The organism is Microcoleus sp. AS-A8 (assembly GCA_039962225.1).
GTDB lineage: Bacteria > Cyanobacteriota > Cyanobacteriia > Cyanobacteriales > Coleofasciculaceae > Allocoleopsis.
On record JAMPKV010000010.1, the window covers coordinates 290,548 to 307,303 of the forward strand.

The window sequence follows — 16,756 nt, forward strand, 5'->3', positions numbered from 1 at the left end:
GGGAAAACTCAATAAAGTTAAAGGTTCACACAAATCATCACTCTCAGGAAATTCACTGTTGAAAATATCCTGTTGTTCCAAAGGTATAGATTCACTCCCTAAAACAATAAGGGTTTGTAGGTAATTGTTTTGGGATGGGGCATGGTTGCCCTGACACCCACTGAGAATTTTGCACCAATCAGGTTGGTGTAAATAAAAGTAATCTCAACTTGTCTGAGATTTCATCTCTTGGCGTTGGCATGACGCTAAGTGTTCATTGCGTTCTCCTCGAAGTGAGGTTGGCGTTCATTTCTGCTGTTTTTTTTGCCTGTACTAACTAACCAAACTCAAGAAAACACAAGAACTAGAGGCATTTATCAATTATGGAATTTTTCACGACAATTCAGAATGACAATTCACAGGATGGAATGAGCTGGGAAATAGGTACGGCACTTCGCTCTCGCAGAAACGATGAAATCGCTATCTCTGATTCGGGTTGCAGAGTCGCTTCACACAAGCAGAATGTTGATGAAGTTCGGCAAGTTTTGAGTGGAATTGCCTTTATTGATTCGGGATTAGACGATTACCAAAGTTTGGTTGCGGGAGTGGCATCAGGAATTGAGGTGGTTGTCCTCGACTCCACACAGGATGGGGTGGAGCAAATTAGTCGGGCACTGGCGCAACGGCAGAGAATTGGCAGTATCCATATTGTCTCTCATGGCGCTCCCGGTGCAATTTATATCGGTAATCGCGAACTGAGTCTAGAAACGCTGAATCAGTATGGAAGCGAACTTTTAAGCTGGGCAGATTGGCTAGCTTCCGATGCTGAAGTGTTGATTTACGGTTGTGAGGTAGCAAAAGGCGATCGCGGACAAGCCTTTATCCACCGCTTGAGTGAGCTAACTGGAGCAGCGATCGCGGCTTCAGCAACGCTGACAGGTTCCTCTGAACGAGGTGGCAACTGGGAGCTAGAGTTTAATACTGGAAGTAGTGAGGCTTCAGAAGTTTTTCAACCCTGGACACAGACGGCTTACAGCCATGTGTTGGCGACTTTTAGCGTCACGAATACCAACGATAGTGGTGCCGGTTCATTGCGGCAGGCGATCTTAGATGCAAACGCAGCGGCAGGAGCAGACACAATCGAGTTTTCAGGTTCCATCTTCACCGATGCAACTCCCGACACCATAAACCTGACTTCTGGAACGCTCAATATTACAGGCGACACCACAATTACGGGAACCGGAGCCAGCAATTTGAGCATTGCCAGAAGCTCCAGTGCATCTAACTTTGGCATCTTCAATATCACAGGTGCAAACGTTAACTTGAGCAGCTTGACGGTTACAAATGGTGTTAGCAATTTGGCCGGTGGTATTTTTTATCAAGGTGCTGGAACGCTGAATCTCACTAACACTGTTGTCTCCGGTAATAGAGGAAGCAATGGAGCTGGGCTGTGGGTTAATGGTACTGGTGCTGCAAATGTAGTCAACAGCACTTTTGCAAATAATACTGCTCCCGGAGGACTCGGTGGTGGTATTTTGCTTAACACTGCCACCACAATTAACATCATCGATAGTCAGATAACGGGAAACTCTGCCGCAAGTGGTGGTGGTATTAACAATAATGCTCAAGGTGGCATCATTAATGTTACCAATAGCACAGTTTCTGACAATACGGCTACTGATTTGGGTGGTGGTATTTCAAACCGCTACCATCAAGTAAATGTTATCAATAGCACCATCTTTAACAACACGGCGGGTAATAGCGGTGGTGGAATTTACCATCAATCGGGCACTTTTACAGTAAGTAACTCCACTGTTTCGGGTAACCGCTCCAATAATAACGGTGGTGGTATCTACAACGATTTGTCCGGTGCAGTGATGAATTTGTTGAACAGCACCATTACTAACAATATTGCTGACAACGACAATAACGGTTCGGGTAACGGTGGCGGAGTTGCCAGAAATACTGGAACTGTTAACGTTAAAAACACCATCATTGCTGGAAATTTCGATAGTCCCAATGCTAATACAGCAACTGAAAATCCCGATGTCTCTGGAATTTTTAATAACCAAGGCAATAACCTGATTGGCATCAATACTGGCAGTAACTTTGTTGCTGGAGGTTTAATTGGCTCTGCTGCAAATCCAGTCGATGCCTTACTAGCTCCCCTGGCTAACAATGGGGGTTCAACTCTGACCCATGCTCTACTTTCTGGCAGCCTTGCTATTAATGCAGGTAGTAATACCAGTATCCCTGCTGATACTGCCGATTTAGATGGAGATGGAAATAAAACTGAGTCTATCCCGTTTGATCAGAGAGACTCAGGTTTTACAAGGCTTTACGGTAGCTCTGTCGATATCGGGGCTTTTGAAGTCCAACCTCCCTCCAATACTCCACCAACCCTTAGTGCTCCAGTGACGGTATCTGCAACTGAAGATGACGCTCCTTTGAGCGTTAATCTGCTGGCTAATGCGTCTGACCCTAATGCTGGTGACACTCTCAACGCGACCAACCTCACCCTTACGAGTGGCAATGCGGCGGGTGTAACAATTAACGGCAACAGTCTGAGCGTCGATCCCAGCGCGTACAATAGTCTGTCTGCTGGGGAGAATGAGGTCATTACTTACAGCTACAACATCATTGATGGCAATGGTGGTAGTGTTTCCCAAACGGCGACTCTCACTATTAATGGTGTCAACGATGCACCTGTACTCACAACCAACACCCTAAGCATCACAGAAGGTGGCACGGTTACCCTAAGCAGCACCAACCTCAACACCAACGACCCGGATAATACTCCAGCGCAACTGCTCTACACCATCAGCAACATCAGTGGCGGCAGCTTTAGCGGTACTGGCGTCACTAACAATAGCAACGGTAGTGTCAGCTTTAGCCAAGAGGCGATTAATAATGGACTGGTGCAGTTCACCCATGATGGAGGTGAAAACCCGCCCAGCTATGCCGTCAGTGTCAGTGATGGTGCATTGAACACCACCCCAGCAACTGTGACTATCCCCGCAGGCAGCTTCACTCCCGTCAACGATGCCCCTGTACTAGCAACCAACACTCTTACCATCACTGAAGGTGGCACAGTTACCCTAAGCAGCACCAACCTGAACACCAGCGATTCAGATAATACACCAGCTCAACTGCTATACACCATTAGCAACATCAGCAGTGGCAGCTTTAGCGGTACTGGCGTCACAACTAATAGCAACGGTACTGTCAGCTTTAGCCAAGACGCGATTAATAACGGACTGGTGCAGTTCACCCATGATGGAGGCGAAAACCCACCTAGCTATGCCGTCAGTGTCAGCGATGGTGCGTTGAATACCACCCCAGCCACTGTGAGTATCCCCGCAGGCAGCTTTATACCTGTCAATGATGCCCCAGTAGCGACGGGTGACACGACAACCACCAGTCAAAACACAGCCGTGAATATCAGTGTGCTGGCAAACGACAGCGATATCGAGGGTAACTCTCTCAGCTTGAGCCTTGGCACCAATCCCAGCAACGGCACTGTCCAAATCAATAACAACGGCACTGCCTCAATTCTGTCCGATGACTTCCTCACTTACACTCCTAACAATAGCTTCAGTGGCACTGATAGCTTTAACTACACCATCAATGACGGCAATGGTGGAACTGCCACGGCTACTGTCACAGTAGCTGTAGGTAAAACCTTAGATGGCACCAACAAAGACGATTTGCTCGACGGTACCTCAGGCAACGATATTTTCAGGGGCGGTAATGGTCAGGATACCCTGAACGGATTTGCAGGTGACGACCTACTGGACGGCGGCAACGGGAAAGATACTCTTAATGGCGGTGTCGGTAACGATACCCTACTCGGTGGCAATGGCGAAGATGTTCTTGTCGGTGGCGATGGCAATGACTTGCTAATTGGCGGTAATAGTCCTGACACTTTAACGGGAGGCACTGGCAGCGATATCTTTGCGATCGCTAAAAATGGAGCCAATGATACGATTACCGACTTCAGTTTAGGTCAAGGCGATCGCATTGGTCTATCTGAAGGTCTGACGTTTGGCGAACTGACCTTCCAAGCCAACAACATTCTCAGAGGCACTGAAGTTTTAGCGACTCTGACTGGGTTTGATACCACAACTCTTACTCAGGCTAACTTCATAGCTGTTTAATCTCGATCGCCCAACCGCTTGGTACTCTGTAACACCAATCCTGTTGGGTGCGATCGCTATCGCCATCATAGTCTCCGACCCAGCATGAGTTCTTTGCTCATGCTGGATTATTGCTTTTCCCTTACTTTTTCTTTACTTTTTCTCTGTTTACTATTGGAATTATTCCCTGTTAAATATAGAATACCAAAATAAAAAATCAAATTTATATTTTTAGGCTTCTTATGAAGAAATAAAAAATAATTTGATTTTTGGTTAAATTAGGTTTTGAATTTTAACCTTGCTTGGAGTAGTTCGTTGGAGCTACCAATCTTGAAATGTATATTTCTAGTTCAATAGCCATGAAAGAGAGCCATGACGGCTTAGATTTTATCGAAAAATTAATTTATGTAAAAACAGGGAAATCTCTCAATAATATTCAAAAAGCTGTATTACAGCAATTTTGGCAAGATTCCAGAAAAACCTATGAAGAATTTGCTAAAGAATTAGAATATTCTGCTAGTTATATCCAGCAAACAGTTGCTCCTCAGCTCTGGCGTCTCTTGTCAGAGATATTAGGCGAAAAAGTCAGTAAAATTAATTTTCGTTCTATCGTAGAAAGGCAGTGGTTAAACCAAGTTTTGAGTAAAAGTGATAACCTGATTGAGCCACCAATGCTAGAATTGATGGACTTAGAATTTCCAGAGGGACGAGTTTCTCTAAGTTCCCCATTTTACATAGAGCGAGTTCCCCACGAAAGCAGGTGCTATGCAGAAATTGTTAAACCAGGAGCCTTTATCCATATCCAAGCACCCAAGCAAATGGGCAAAACTTCTTTGTTGGGAAGGATTCTTGCTTATGCAACAAGGCTAGGCTATCAAACAGCCAGCTTGAACTTGCACAGAGCAGATCAATCGATTCTCACAAACCTAGATAAGTTGTTGCGGTGGTTTGCCTGGGAAGTCAGTCATAAACTAAAACTAAATCCCAAATTGGATGACTATTGGTATGAAGATTTGGGCAGTAAGGCGAGCTGCACAAACTATTTTCAAGACTATCTATTAGAACAAATCAATTGCCCCTTTTTCTTAGCAATGGATGAGGTGAATGAAATTTTTCAAAATCCGCAAATTGCCCAAGATTTTTTATCACTTTTGCGTTCTTGGCATGAAGAATCAAAAGACAACAAAATTTGGCAAAAACTCCGCTTGGTAGTTGTTAATTGCACAGAAGCTTATGTGTCTCTAAATATTAATAAATCTCCATTTAAGGTAGGGATACAAATTCAGTTGGACTCATTTACCTGGGAGCAGGTACAGGATGTAGCCCAGCGTCATCGACTCGATCTATCAATCGATGATTTAGCTCAGCTTATGTGGTTAGTAGCCGGTCATCCTTATCTCTTGCGTTTGGCTTTATACCATCTGGCTCAAGAGAGTTTGACGTTGGAGGAACTGCTACAAACGGCTGCTTCAGATACTGGGATTTACAGCGAACACCTGCACCAAAAATCGTGGTATTTACAACAGAATTCGGAACTAGCGGCAGCGTTTGAGAAGGTTTTAAAGGCAAAAGCTCCCATTGAGTTGGAGCAGGTACAGGCGTTCAAGTTGCACAGTATTGGGCTGGTGAAAATGGAAGACAAGCTAGCAATGACTAGCTGTAATTTGTATCAGCAGTATTTTGGCGATCGCTCTTAAATAGGCTGCCACGTACCTTACACGTAAAAACCTAGCTTTCAACTACCTTCTAAAGCCATCTCTCCCCTGTTGACTCGTTCGGAGTCAGTTTCTGGCAAAGACGGACGCAGGCAGAGATAGACGAGTGGGCCAAACAGAGGTACCAGCGCCACAGCCCAAAAGATACGAGCATCTATGAGACCTCGCCTTGCCATGTCATCATCAAACAATGAGGTTAAGGGAAATATCAGACACATTAAACAAAAATCCAGACTGATCAGGTGAACAAAGTGCCTTGTTTGGAATAGCTGTATATAATCTCCCCAATCTCCAGCCAGGATAGCGTAGGCGAATAGACCAATGGTAATCAGTAGGAGAAAAACACCAGTTGAGCGCCTATCTAAAATTCGCAACCACTTATCCTTTTTTCCGGAGAATTCTTGATTCGGTTTCCGTAAAATTAAATAGGGCAGCAGACAAAGTACTCCGGTTCCATTTGACCCAATAAAATAAGGCCAAACCCGGAAGTTTTGCATTCTGCCATCAGCGAACATCAGGCAAGCATAGATCATAGGCCAGACACCCATTAGCCAGAAAATAGCAAAGAGGATAGCGTTAACGTCTCGCCACTGAAGCGTTAATAGCTTTTTGACCAGAGGCCAGGTATCGGGTTGATCAAGGGGCGCTAGCCCTATAGTGTAGGTGACAAACCCTACCCATATTAAAAACAAGACAATTTTTCTAACCATCATCATAATTTAAATTCATTCTTTCAAACGCTAAGAATTGACTCAAAATTCTAAAGCTCTTACTAAAAATGGGATGAACGTCTTAACCATGTGCTTTTTATTTCATTCACTCTAAGGCTGAGGCGGAATAAAATACGTCTGTCTTTAGTCAAGTTTTAGTTTGTCGATTCTGAAGCGTATCTCTTGCCTTTGCTAGTTGCGAGCGCTGAAATATGCCTTCATTTCTATATTTTTAGCACCTGTGTATTCACCGTGAGACTTATCTTTTTGACCGTTGAATGTAACCCTAAAAAATATTTCTGTAGTTAGATCCATCCCTGACTTTAGAAAATATTATTTGGCAACGCACGATCGCGAACATCTATTCAGAGAATTAGGTGAGCGCGGAATTTTTGACGAAGCCGCATTTAGGCGAGCCAAGTTAGCCGCTGTCTTATTAATGACGGCAATGGGGGTGCCAATGCTCTGGATGGGAGAAGAATTCGGTGAGCATAAGCGCAAAAGTGAAAAGGTGACTCAACCGAATAAAATTGCATGGCCGTTGTTGGGAAGAGACTTGAATCGAGATTTATTCGAGTATTACAAAAAACTCATTGCCCTACGCAAACAACATCCAGCGCTTCAAGGGAACTATATTGAGTTTTGCCACGAAAATCCAGAGGCTAAAGTGTTAGCTTACGTTCGTGGAAGTGATGCAAGTTCTCGTGTTGTTGTGATTACGAATTTCTCTGATAATGTTCTGAATCAGTACCATGTCCCTAATTTTCCAGACGCTGGGACTTGGCATGAGTGGATGGGCAACTATGACGTAGCCGCACGGGAAGAGGGCATCCGGATTGATATCGGAGGCTACGAAGCAAAAGTTTTCGTCTGTCAGTGAGCTTCCCCAATCCCAAAAACCAATCCCCATCCCTTGCCATGAGCGATTACCCATGACCCATGACCCATTTCTCAACTTCAGGCTCATGCATCGTGATATCCTGATGGTTGCGACCGGCTCCCCAGCGTCTTGTTACAACGGAGGTTGGCGCTTTTCCCATCCCTTTCGAGCCTATATAGCAGCCTATCTGCCATGTTCTCATCTGAATTTCCCCAAGAGAATGGGTCATCCGGTAATACGAGTGTTACGCTGACGGATGAAGCTGGACGATCGCTCAATTGTTATATTGAGCATTCCCTTGAAGTAGACGGTAGTGAATACCTTTTGCTCCTACCGGTAGACGCACCCGTCGAGATTGTTGCGTGGGATGAAAGCGATGAAGAAGAAGAAGCCGATGCCACTCTCATTGAAGATGACGCTGAAATTGACCTCATCTTCTCGGATGCTCAAGCGGTTCTGGCTGAACAAAATCTGACGCTCAAGCGCACAGCCTATACTCTCACGGTGGAAGGTGAACTGCCTGCTGTGGATGAGGAGGAGATTCTCACCATTGAAATTGAAGAAGACGAGGTCGAATTAGAGCCAGAGCAATTCCAATATCTGGCAAGCTTCTATCATGAGGAACAGGAGTATGGAATTTACACTCCCCTCGATCCCCTGCTATTTTTTGCACAACGGGACAAAACAGGTCAACCTGTGTTGCTTTCCCCGGAGGAGTTCAAAAAAGTGCAGCCCTTGCTAGAAGAATTGCTCTTTGATGATCTCGAATAGAGCAAAGCTTCTCCCAGGACGGTAAAACCTCTCAGGGGAAAGTGATTATTTACGGCACCAGGTTATGAAAGCGGTCAGTAGCATATCCAAATGGTTATTTTATCTGGCTCTCCTGCCAGCAGTACTCTTCATGGGTGCATGGCAGGGGTGGGAGTGGTGGAGCTGGGCGCAGTCACCTGTGATCAGTCCATCCTCAAAGGCCGGGGAGGATAAAGCCGTACAAATTCAGATTCCCCCAGGAACAGCAGCTCAGAAGATTGGCAAAGATCTGGAGGCGGCTGGTGTAATTCGTTCTTACCAAGCTTGGAAACTGTGGACGTATTGGCTGCGGTTTCAGGATAAGCAGGGTGGCTTTAAAGCGGGGACTTACAAACTATCACCCGCACAACCTCTAACTGCGATCGCCGACAAAATTTGGGCGGGTGAGGTGATGGAAGTCTCGTTCACCATTCCCGAAGGTTGGTCGCTCCAGCAGATGGCCACTTACTTTGAATCCCTAGGATATTTCAAAGCGCAAGACTTTCTCAATGCCGCAAGCCAAATTCCCAAGGATAAGTACCCCTGGTTACCCGATAACTTGCCCCATCTGGAAGGGTTTTTGTACCCAGACACCTATCAGTTGCCGAGCGATCGCATGTCTGCCTCACAAGTGGTCCAACAAATGCTCAGCCGCTTTGAGCAGGTGGCGCTACCCTTGTATGAACAGGGACGAAATCAAACTAAACTTACCCTTTTCCAGTGGGTTACCTTAGCCAGCATTGTGGAAAAAGAGGCGGTAATTGCTACCGAACGCCCACGCATTGCTGGTGTTTTTACCGGCCGTTTACAAAAAGGGATGAAACTCGAAACCGATCCAACGGTTGAGTATGGGTTAGGCATTCGACAAACCATGGAGCAACCCCTAACCTTTGCCCAGGTGAAAACCCCTTCTCCCTACAACACCTATCTCAACCCTGGACTCCCCCCGACACCCATTGCGAGTCCGGGTGTAGCCAGCTTAAAAGCCGCTCTCTATCCCGAAAAGACCGATTATGTTTTCTTCGTTGCCCGGTATGATGGCTCTCACGTTTTTAGTAAAACCCTAGCCGAACACCAAGCCGCTACAGCTGCCATTCGCCAACAAATTAACTCCCAGCAAAAACCCGCCTCTTAATCGTTCCTCACGAACGCTGATTGAGTGGGGCATTTCCTCTGCTTGTGAGCCAGGGCGCACACCGCTAGAACTCTAGTGCAGCGCGGCGGAAATAACTATCCAGTTGACAAAGGCAATAAGGCTTACTGTACAAGCAATGTTGCTTCTGCCTTCTGCCTCCTGCCTTCTGCCTTTTTGCACTAGTGCAGACTGGCAGAAATAATCCACCAGTTTTTTTGTAGGTGTTTCTCCCATCCTCACGTTTAGTTCCAGTCCCAATCTCCCACTCCCCCACTCCTTCCACCTAGCTGGTGGGGAACTTTCGCCGCCTTGCACTAGGGCGGGCTTTCCGGCTCACCCCATAAAAACACCAACCATGGGGAAACCCCAAAATCTTACTTCCTCCAGATTGGGCATTGCCAGAGCAAGTGAGTAAGATGCGTTTAGGTTATACCATTTTGGATGCGAGAATTTGAGATTTTAGATTTTAACAGCCTTGCCATTAGGGGTTTCAGAAATTTAAATTAGACAAGTTCATCCCCCAACTGGGATTAAACGTTTCAAATCTCTCAATTTTTTCCAAATCTTAAGCATTTAATCAATCCTCATGTCTTGGCTATCTTACTTACAACCCGATTTAATTCTTGGTGGCCCTATCCTAGGTCTCACCCCAGAAATCTTACAGAAATATCAGATTAGAGGTTTAGTTCTGGATGTTGATGAAACTTTAGTCCCTCTACGCTCTCAAGAGGCGTCTGCGGAACTCAGAGAGTGGGTAGAGCAAATTCGACAAGTGGTGTCCCTGTGGCTAGTCAGTAACAATCTCAGCGAGAGTCGGATTCGCAGTATTGCTAATTCCCTCAATTTGCCTTACATCTTGGCGGCTAGCAAACCCTCGCGGCGAAAGTTAAAACAAGCCGCAACAGCGATGAATCTCCCCGTAGAGCAGGTCGCCATGGTCGGCGATCGCTTGTTCACGGACGTGCTGGCCGGAAATCGTCTGGGGATGTTCACCATCCTTGTCGAACCAATGGTAGACCCCAGCGTCACTGAGCCTTCATATCCAACTCATGACTTTGAAGTTTGGCTGACGCAAGCCTTAGGTGTCTCAATCCCAGCTCAGAAACAAAACTTCAAAAAACATGACGAATCAAGAAAATCAGAAACATAAAGAAAACATTACGATAGTGTAAACGCTGAGAAAGTCATGAGATATTTACATTAGTTCAAATGGGGTCAGCCCATATAAAGACCCTAAACATATTAAAACCCTAATAAATCTCTAGAGTGTCCAGCTTAAAACCGATATGAGCTGGGCGCTCTAGAGTTTTGTCTGTTTAAAAAAATTTTAACCTATACCCTTGTAGGTGTTAATTTTACAAGCATTCCCAGTCGAGAATTGTAGATCATCAAATGTAACAAATCTTTTCTCCAGAGGGTAATCGGGAGTTGTCCGTTAGCAAGTTGCACCTGAGCAAGTTATAAAGTTATTTGTCTAACCTTCTCACATTCCAATCTTCAACCTTCAACATCGCCTCATGTCCCAAACGATTGTTGTTAAAGTTGGTACCTCCAGCCTTACCCAACCACAAACCGGTCAGCTAGCACTCTCAACCATTGCCAAGCTCGTTGAAACTCTCACGCATCTACGCTCCTCAGGTCATGGCATCGTTCTAGTGACCTCTGGGGCTGTGGGTGTTGGTTGTGCGCGGTTGGGGTTAAAGTCCCGACCTCAGACAATGGCTCTCAAACAAGCCGTGGCAGCAGTCGGACAGGGACGCTTGATGCGAATTTACGACGATTTCTTTACCAGCTTGCAACAACCAATCGCACAAATCCTCCTCAGCCGCCGTGACTTCATTCAGCGGAGTTGCTATGTCAATGCCTACGGGACATTTCGAGAACTGCTCCAATTAGGGGTGATCCCGATTGTGAATGAAAATGACACCGTTGCTGTTGAGGAACTCAAGTTCGGAGATAACGATACTCTCAGCGCTTTAGTCGCTAGCCTAATTCAAGCCGACTGGCTGTTTTTGCTCACGGATGTAGACCGGCTGTACTCCGCCGATCCACGCCAGGTACCCGATGCTCAGCCCATTACCCTGGTAAACAGCATGGAGCACTTAGCCGAACTTCAGATCCAAACCGGAGAATCCGGCTCCCAGTGGGGGACGGGTGGCATGGTGACCAAAATTTCAGCGGCGCGGATTGCCACCAATGCCGGTGTGAGGACTGTAATCACAGAAGGACGATACCCTGAATCGATCGAAAAAATTTTACAGGGAGAACCCCTCGGTACCCAGTTTGAACCCCAACCTCGGACTGAAAATGCCCGTAAGCGTTGGATTGCTCACAGTTTAGTGCCTGTGGGTAAACTGTATCTTGATTATGGAGCTGTAGCGGCAATTTGTCAGGCGGGGAAATCTCTATTAGCGGCTGGGATTACAGGCATTGAGGGGGAGTTTCACGCTTCCGAGGCGGTACAGTTATGCGACGGCAGTGGCGTAGAAATTGCTAGAGGATTGGTTAACTACAGCAGCAGCGAACTTCAGAAGATTCGAGGGCGCAAATCCGAGGATATTCCCACGATTTTGGGCTATGGGGGTGCTGAAACGGTGGTGCATCGCGATAACCTGGTGTTGAGTAATTAGCCTTGAGTTGGCGGCTGGGTAGGTGTTTTTTGGGGATGATCTAATGTTGAGGCTGTATAGCTGAGCATACAAAAGTTGGGTGCGATCGCGCCAGTTTTGAGCAGAATTCTGCCAAGAGTTAAAAACTCCTGACTAACAGCAAAAGTCCTCTTGCATAGGACTAAAACGTTATTCCTGAGAGGGCTGCCGTATGGGAAGGGTGACAGTAAACGTTGTGCCTTGACCCACTTCACTTTCTACAAGAATCTCGCCCCCGTGTAAGTCCACACATTCCTTGACAATTACTAATCCTAAACCAACTCCAGGGGTAACACCAATATTACTGCCGCGAAAGAAGGGATTAAATAACCAAGGTTTTTCGGTCGGGAGAATACCAATTCCTTGGTCTGATAGGTGCAAAATCACTTGGCTGGGTTCGCAAGTTAACTCCAACCGAATTGGGTTGTGATCCGGAGAAAACTTAATCGCATTGGAAAGCAAGTTTCTCAGGATTAATTGTACGAGCTTTTCATCTAGAAAGACATGGGTACAGCTTCCTTGGCACTCAAAAAGAATGGGGTGTAGATTTGCGGCATTCACCTGATATTCGTTGACCATTTCACGAGCAATCTGTTCGACATTCACAAGAGTCGGACTAAACTCTAGATTTCCCGTTTCCGCTTGGTTGACAATCAGCATATCTTCAACCAACTTGGTCAAGTATTTAATAGAGGATTGAATGCGTTGAAAATGTTTCTTTTTTTTATCGAGTGTCAATCGCGAGTCGTAATTTTCTAGTAGATCTGCTGAGGACAAAATGGTCGTCAGGGGAGTACGGTACTCGTGTGAAACCGTCGCGATGATGCGAGATTTTAAGTCATTAAGTTCTCGCTCTTTTTCGAGAGCCAATCGCAATTCCTGTTCTAAACGCTGGCGTCGAGCAATTTCTTGCCTAAGTTGCTCATTCGTTTCTCTTAATTGATTCATACCCTCTGCCACTCTAAGTTCTAGTTCTTCATTAGTCTTTTCTAATAAAGATTGAAATTGCTGTTTTTCAGTCATGTCATGAAAAACTAATACAGCCCCAAGAATGTTACCTTCTTCATTTTTGATCGGTGCTGCACTATCATCAATTGGAATTTCGCTACCATCTTTGGTAATCAGGAGGGTGTGGTTTTCTAAACCCACCGTAATTCCCTCTTGAAGAACCAAGTTGATCGGATTCTCAATAATCTCTCGCGTTTTTTCGTTGATGGCGTGAAAAAATTGGCTCAAAGCATTCCCTAGAACCTCTTCGGAGTTCCAACGAGTAAGGGCTTCGGCAACCGGATTCATAAACGTGACTACACCCTGTGAATCGGTTGTAATCACGGCGTCTCCAATACTTTTAAGTGTCGTTGCCAACCACTGTTCTCTCTGTCGAAGCTGCTGCTCTATCTGATGTTTGTAGAGAGCTATTTCAATAGTTGTATTTAAATCTCTCGCTTCAAAAGGCTTCAGAATATAACCGTAGGGTTCTGTGCGTTTGGCACGATTGAGTGTTTCCTCATCGGTGTAAGCCGTTAAATAGACGACAGGAATTTGGAATTCGGTACGTATTCGTTCGGCAGCTTGGATACCATCGATCATGCCTTTGAGTTTAATATCCATTAAGACTAAGTCGGGGTGAGTTTGTTCTACCTTTTGCAGGGCAACTTCTCCCGAAGAACTCACAGCGGTTACAATATATCCAAGTCTTTCCAATCGATTTTGAATATTAAAAGCAACAATATTTTCGTCTTCAACTATTAAAATTTTAGCTTTCACGATTTTGGGTGCAATTCCTTCAAGGGTCATTTTATAAAAAGTATTTGAAATCGGGTTTATCAGCCACAGTCTCATTCAGCATTCGCTCATCGGCCAGTGATTTTTCTCTCGGTAATGAATTACTTGGAGGAAAACTCTCCTAAAAAATTTTAAAATTCTGAGCCTAATGTTTCCATTTGTCAAGTTTGCGTGTGCCAGAGCCTCTTGTGTACATTACAACATGTAACGGAATTGCGTAGGCAAGAATATAGCCGTTCTCCCATGAGTTAAACCCAGCCGTCTGTCAGGACAAAGCCTTCCTTGTCTCTACCCTGTGGTATATACAACTGAGACCCGATATAAACTTTTATCACAGATTGAGCCGGTGTCTGGAACCGGCTTCCGGCTGACTGTGGTACTCTTGTAAGTCCCTGCGGGACTGATGAATTTCATAGGCTACACACCCTAATACTTCCTCCTTTAGGAGGGAATAATGAAAAATCCCCACACTTTTTTACGCTCGGTTTTGTTAATGCATCTGCGGCAATTGCCCTACACGCAAGCCGCCCAATCGTTTCAGAAATCTATCACCTTCAAGCATCCTCTGCTGAAGCAAATAGCGGCCTCCGCCTTGGCAACGGTGGCATTCGCTTCAGTCGGAACGACTTTAAAACCTACCCTAACTCAAGTCAGTTCTGCGACTCTGCCTTTGACTGCAACAGCAAGGGTTAACACCAACCTCAATCCTCAATCGGCAAAGATTGCGGCCTCTGCGCGGCTCAATTCTACTCCATCAACTCTTGCCCAACTGCAAACCCGTAACAGTCGCTATCAAGCGATGCAGTTGTTTGACCTGGGAGGACTCATCCCCATTATGGTTGTGGGGGGTCTGATTATCGCTGTGCCGCTGTTGTTCGGCGGACTGGTGGTGATTAGTGAACGGGAAGTCGGCATTGTGGTTAAGAAATTTGCCCTTTCCGGTCGCGGACTTCCACCCGGTCGTTTGATTGCCTTGGAGGGCGAAGCGGGATATCAAGCGGATACTCTCGCCCCCGGTTGGCATTGGGGTTATTGGCCTTGGCAATATAACGTTCGCAAAGAATCGCTGAGTATTGTCCCCCAAGGGGAAATTGCCCTCGTGGTAGCTGCCGATGGTGCTTCCATCCCGGCGCAACGCATTCTGGGGAAAGTCCTCGCCTGCGATAATTTCCAAGATGCCCGGAAGTTTCTCAAAGGGGGTGGCGAAAAAGGTCGTCAGTTGGGTATCCTCACCGCTGGAACCTACCGGATTAATACGGCTTTATTCACCGTGATTACCGCCGCCAACGCCAACCATCATGGCATGAAACCGGAGCAGTTGCGGCTGTATAGTATTTCTCCGGACAAAGTGGGCATTGTCACCACCTTTGACGGTATCTCGATCGAAGAAGGGGAAATTGCAGGCCCGATTATCCCCCATCACGATAATTTCCAGAATGCTCAAAAATTCATCGATGGCGGTGGGCGACGCGGTTTACAGGAGCAAGTTCTGCTATCGGGTTCTTGGAACCTAAACCCTTGGTTCGTGGGCGTTGAGCAAGTCGCGATGACCGAAATTCCCATCGGCTATGTCGGTGTGGTGATTTCCTATGTCGGCAAAGCGCAAGAAGATGTCAGTGGGGCAGCATTCACCCACGGCAATTTAGTGGAACCAGGGCATAAGGGCGTGTGGGTAACACCGCTTTATCCAGGGAAACATCCCCTCAATACCCGCATTCTGAAAGTTGAACTGGTGCCAACCACGAATATCGTGCTGAATTGGTCAGGCAGAACGGAACGGCACAGCTACGACTCGAAACTCTCCTCTCTCACGGTGCGTTCTCAGGATGGCTTCGCCTTTGATTTGGAAGTGGCTCAAATTATCCATGTCGGGGCGTTAGATGCACCCAAGGTGATTTCTCGCGTCGGTGCGATGCAAAATCTGGTAGACCATGTGTTGCAGCCCACGGTGGGAAATTACTTCCGAAATTCCGCTCAAGCCTATACGGTACTCGACTTTCTCACAGCACGTTCCGAACGGCAAGTGGAAGCGGCTGAGTATATTAAAATCGCACTTCGCGCCTATGATGTACAGGCGATCGATACCCTGATTGGGGATATCTTGCCGCCAGCAACGCTGATGACGACGCAAACCGATCGCAAAATTGCGGAAGAACAACGCAAGACGTATGAAGTGCAGCAAATGGCACAAACTCAGCGGCAACAGTTGGTGAGAGAAACCGCGATCGCAGATATTCAGCAAGACTTGGTGAAGTCGGAACAAGGGGTTAAAATTGCGGAACTCAAGGCCAATGCCAGAGTGAAGGAATCCACTGGGGAAGCAGAAGCGATTCGAGTCACGGGTAACGCCAAAGCCGAAGCATACAAAGCCGGTGTCGATGCTTTGGGAGGACAGGGTTATACTGCATTGCAACTCATGCAGATTATCGGCGATCGCAACGTGCGCGTTGTCCCCGATGTTGCCGTTAGCGGAAACGGCAGCGGTGGTGGCTTAGTGGATGGCTTGTTGGGGATGATGATTCGTTCTCAGACAAGTAAATCCAATGGGAATGGGAAGTCGCCCTCCAAGCCTCCTGTGCCACCGATCACGGAAACGATGACCGCCGAGTTGGAAACCGAACCAATAATTGCGATCGCCCAAGAGGCGGTGGCAAAGCCAATCGCCCAAACTCAGTCTCCGCGTTTAGAAAGCACACCGTCAACCCATGCCACTCAAACTCCCAAATCTCAGGGAACAAAGGCACCCCCACTACCTCCCCATAAAATAGCGATCGATTCATTCTTCGACCAATTGTCGCAGGATGCTCCATCAATCGACTAGGGAATCTGGGCAAAAATGTTTGACCACTTCCCAGACTAGATGGGAGAAGGAGAGATTCTAATCGGTCAAATCGTTCTCAATAGCAATAGGAATTCACAGGAATTTGGCTCCAAAAACTCTGCGTTCCTCTGCCTTAAAAAATAGTATGGCGATACGAA

General features: G+C 46.4%; 11 protein-coding genes and 1 pseudogene. 8 read left to right on the forward strand and 4 right to left on the reverse strand.

The genetic code is table 11. The features are described 5' to 3' along the window. Window positions 1-362 precede the first annotated feature (362 nt). Together NDI48_18200 and NDI48_18205 are read left to right on the forward strand one after the other, a co-directional pair. Window positions 363-4,136 carry a DUF4347 domain-containing protein gene (locus NDI48_18200; GenBank protein ID MEP0833107.1) on the forward strand — a complete coding sequence of 1,258 codons (3,774 nt, stop codon included), beginning with the start codon at window positions 363-365 and terminating at the stop codon, window positions 4,134-4,136. Window positions 4,137-4,474: 338 nt separating this feature from the next. Further along, a complete protein-coding gene (locus tag NDI48_18205; GenBank protein ID MEP0833108.1) occupies window positions 4,475-5,812 on the forward strand; it encodes an AAA-like domain-containing protein in 1,338 nt (445 codons plus the stop codon). 38 nt (window positions 5,813-5,850) lie between these two features. Here the strand turns inward: NDI48_18205 and NDI48_18210 are convergent, their stop codons facing one another. Then, a complete protein-coding gene (locus NDI48_18210; GenBank protein ID MEP0833109.1) occupies window positions 5,851-6,540 on the reverse strand; it encodes a DUF2834 domain-containing protein in 690 nt (229 codons plus the stop codon). A 334-nt stretch (window positions 6,541-6,874) separates the two neighbouring features. Between NDI48_18210 and NDI48_18215 the strand changes: the two are divergent. Then, window positions 6,875-7,420, forward strand: a pseudogene (locus tag NDI48_18215) (alpha amylase C-terminal domain-containing protein). A gap of 46 nt (window positions 7,421-7,466) precedes the next feature. Here NDI48_18215 and NDI48_18220 read toward each other — a convergent pair. Further along, the gene (locus tag NDI48_18220) at window positions 7,467-7,622 is read right to left on the reverse strand and encodes a hypothetical protein (GenBank protein MEP0833110.1); all 156 of its coding nucleotides are present in this window, start codon (window positions 7,620-7,622) and stop codon (window positions 7,467-7,469) included. Here NDI48_18220 and NDI48_18225 point away from each other — a divergent pair. After that, on the forward strand, window positions 7,613-8,191 hold the full coding sequence (locus tag NDI48_18225; GenBank protein MEP0833111.1) for a DUF3727 domain-containing protein: 579 nt from the start codon (window positions 7,613-7,615) through the stop codon (window positions 8,189-8,191). The genes NDI48_18220 and NDI48_18225 overlap by 10 nt on opposite strands. Before the next feature lie 64 nt (window positions 8,192-8,255). After that, window positions 8,256-9,344: an endolytic transglycosylase MltG gene (gene mltG, locus NDI48_18230; GenBank protein MEP0833112.1), complete on the forward strand. Its 1,089-nt coding sequence runs from the start codon at window positions 8,256-8,258 to the stop codon at window positions 9,342-9,344. A 72-nt stretch (window positions 9,345-9,416) separates the two neighbouring features. Here the strand turns inward: mltG and NDI48_18235 are convergent, their stop codons facing one another. Next, window positions 9,417-9,578, reverse strand: a complete 162-nt coding sequence (locus NDI48_18235; protein MEP0833113.1) for a hypothetical protein — start codon at window positions 9,576-9,578, stop codon at window positions 9,417-9,419. Window positions 9,579-9,930: 352 nt separating this feature from the next. Between NDI48_18235 and NDI48_18240 the strand changes: the two genes are divergently transcribed. Together NDI48_18240 and proB are read left to right on the forward strand one after the other, a co-directional pair. Then, window positions 9,931-10,494 carry a YqeG family HAD IIIA-type phosphatase gene (locus NDI48_18240; protein ID MEP0833114.1) on the forward strand — a complete coding sequence of 188 codons (564 nt, stop codon included), beginning with the start codon at window positions 9,931-9,933 and terminating at the stop codon, window positions 10,492-10,494. Window positions 10,495-10,861: 367 nt separating this feature from the next. Beyond that, the gene (gene proB / locus NDI48_18245) at window positions 10,862-11,974 is read left to right on the forward strand and encodes a glutamate 5-kinase (GenBank protein MEP0833115.1); all 1,113 of its coding nucleotides are present in this window, start codon (window positions 10,862-10,864) and stop codon (window positions 11,972-11,974) included. A gap of 168 nt (window positions 11,975-12,142) precedes the next feature. Here the strand turns inward: proB and NDI48_18250 are convergent, their stop codons facing one another. Continuing rightward, a complete protein-coding gene (locus NDI48_18250; protein MEP0833116.1) occupies window positions 12,143-13,759 on the reverse strand; it encodes a response regulator in 1,617 nt (538 codons plus the stop codon). 472 nt (window positions 13,760-14,231) lie between these two features. On the opposite strand from NDI48_18250, the gene NDI48_18255 reads away from it, so the two are divergent. Beyond that, on the forward strand, window positions 14,232-16,598 hold the full coding sequence (locus tag NDI48_18255) for a flotillin family protein (GenBank protein MEP0833117.1): 2,367 nt from the start codon (window positions 14,232-14,234) through the stop codon (window positions 16,596-16,598). Window positions 16,599-16,756: the final 158 nt, after the last annotated feature.

Excerpts from the sequence above, each read along its gene's own strand:
- NDI48_18255 (MEP0833117.1), top strand. The coding sequence starts at position 14,232 with ATGAAAAATCCCCACACTTTTTTACGCTCGGTTTTGTTAATGCATCTG.
- NDI48_18220 (MEP0833110.1), bottom strand. The coding sequence starts at position 7,622 with ATGAGAACATGGCAGATAGGCTGCTATATAGGCTCGAAAGGGATGGGA.
- NDI48_18235 (MEP0833113.1), bottom strand. The coding sequence starts at position 9,578 with ATGGGAGAAACACCTACAAAAAAACTGGTGGATTATTTCTGCCAGTCT.
- NDI48_18240 (MEP0833114.1), top strand. The coding sequence starts at position 9,931 with ATGTCTTGGCTATCTTACTTACAACCCGATTTAATTCTTGGTGGCCCT.
- proB (MEP0833115.1), top strand. The coding sequence starts at position 10,862 with ATGTCCCAAACGATTGTTGTTAAAGTTGGTACCTCCAGCCTTACCCAA.
- NDI48_18210 (MEP0833109.1), bottom strand. The coding sequence starts at position 6,540 with ATGGTTAGAAAAATTGTCTTGTTTTTAATATGGGTAGGGTTTGTCACC.
- NDI48_18225 (MEP0833111.1), top strand. The coding sequence starts at position 7,613 with ATGTTCTCATCTGAATTTCCCCAAGAGAATGGGTCATCCGGTAATACG.
- NDI48_18205 (MEP0833108.1), top strand. The coding sequence starts at position 4,475 with ATGAAAGAGAGCCATGACGGCTTAGATTTTATCGAAAAATTAATTTAT.
- mltG (MEP0833112.1), top strand. The coding sequence starts at position 8,256 with ATGAAAGCGGTCAGTAGCATATCCAAATGGTTATTTTATCTGGCTCTC.
- NDI48_18200 (MEP0833107.1), top strand. The coding sequence starts at position 363 with ATGGAATTTTTCACGACAATTCAGAATGACAATTCACAGGATGGAATG.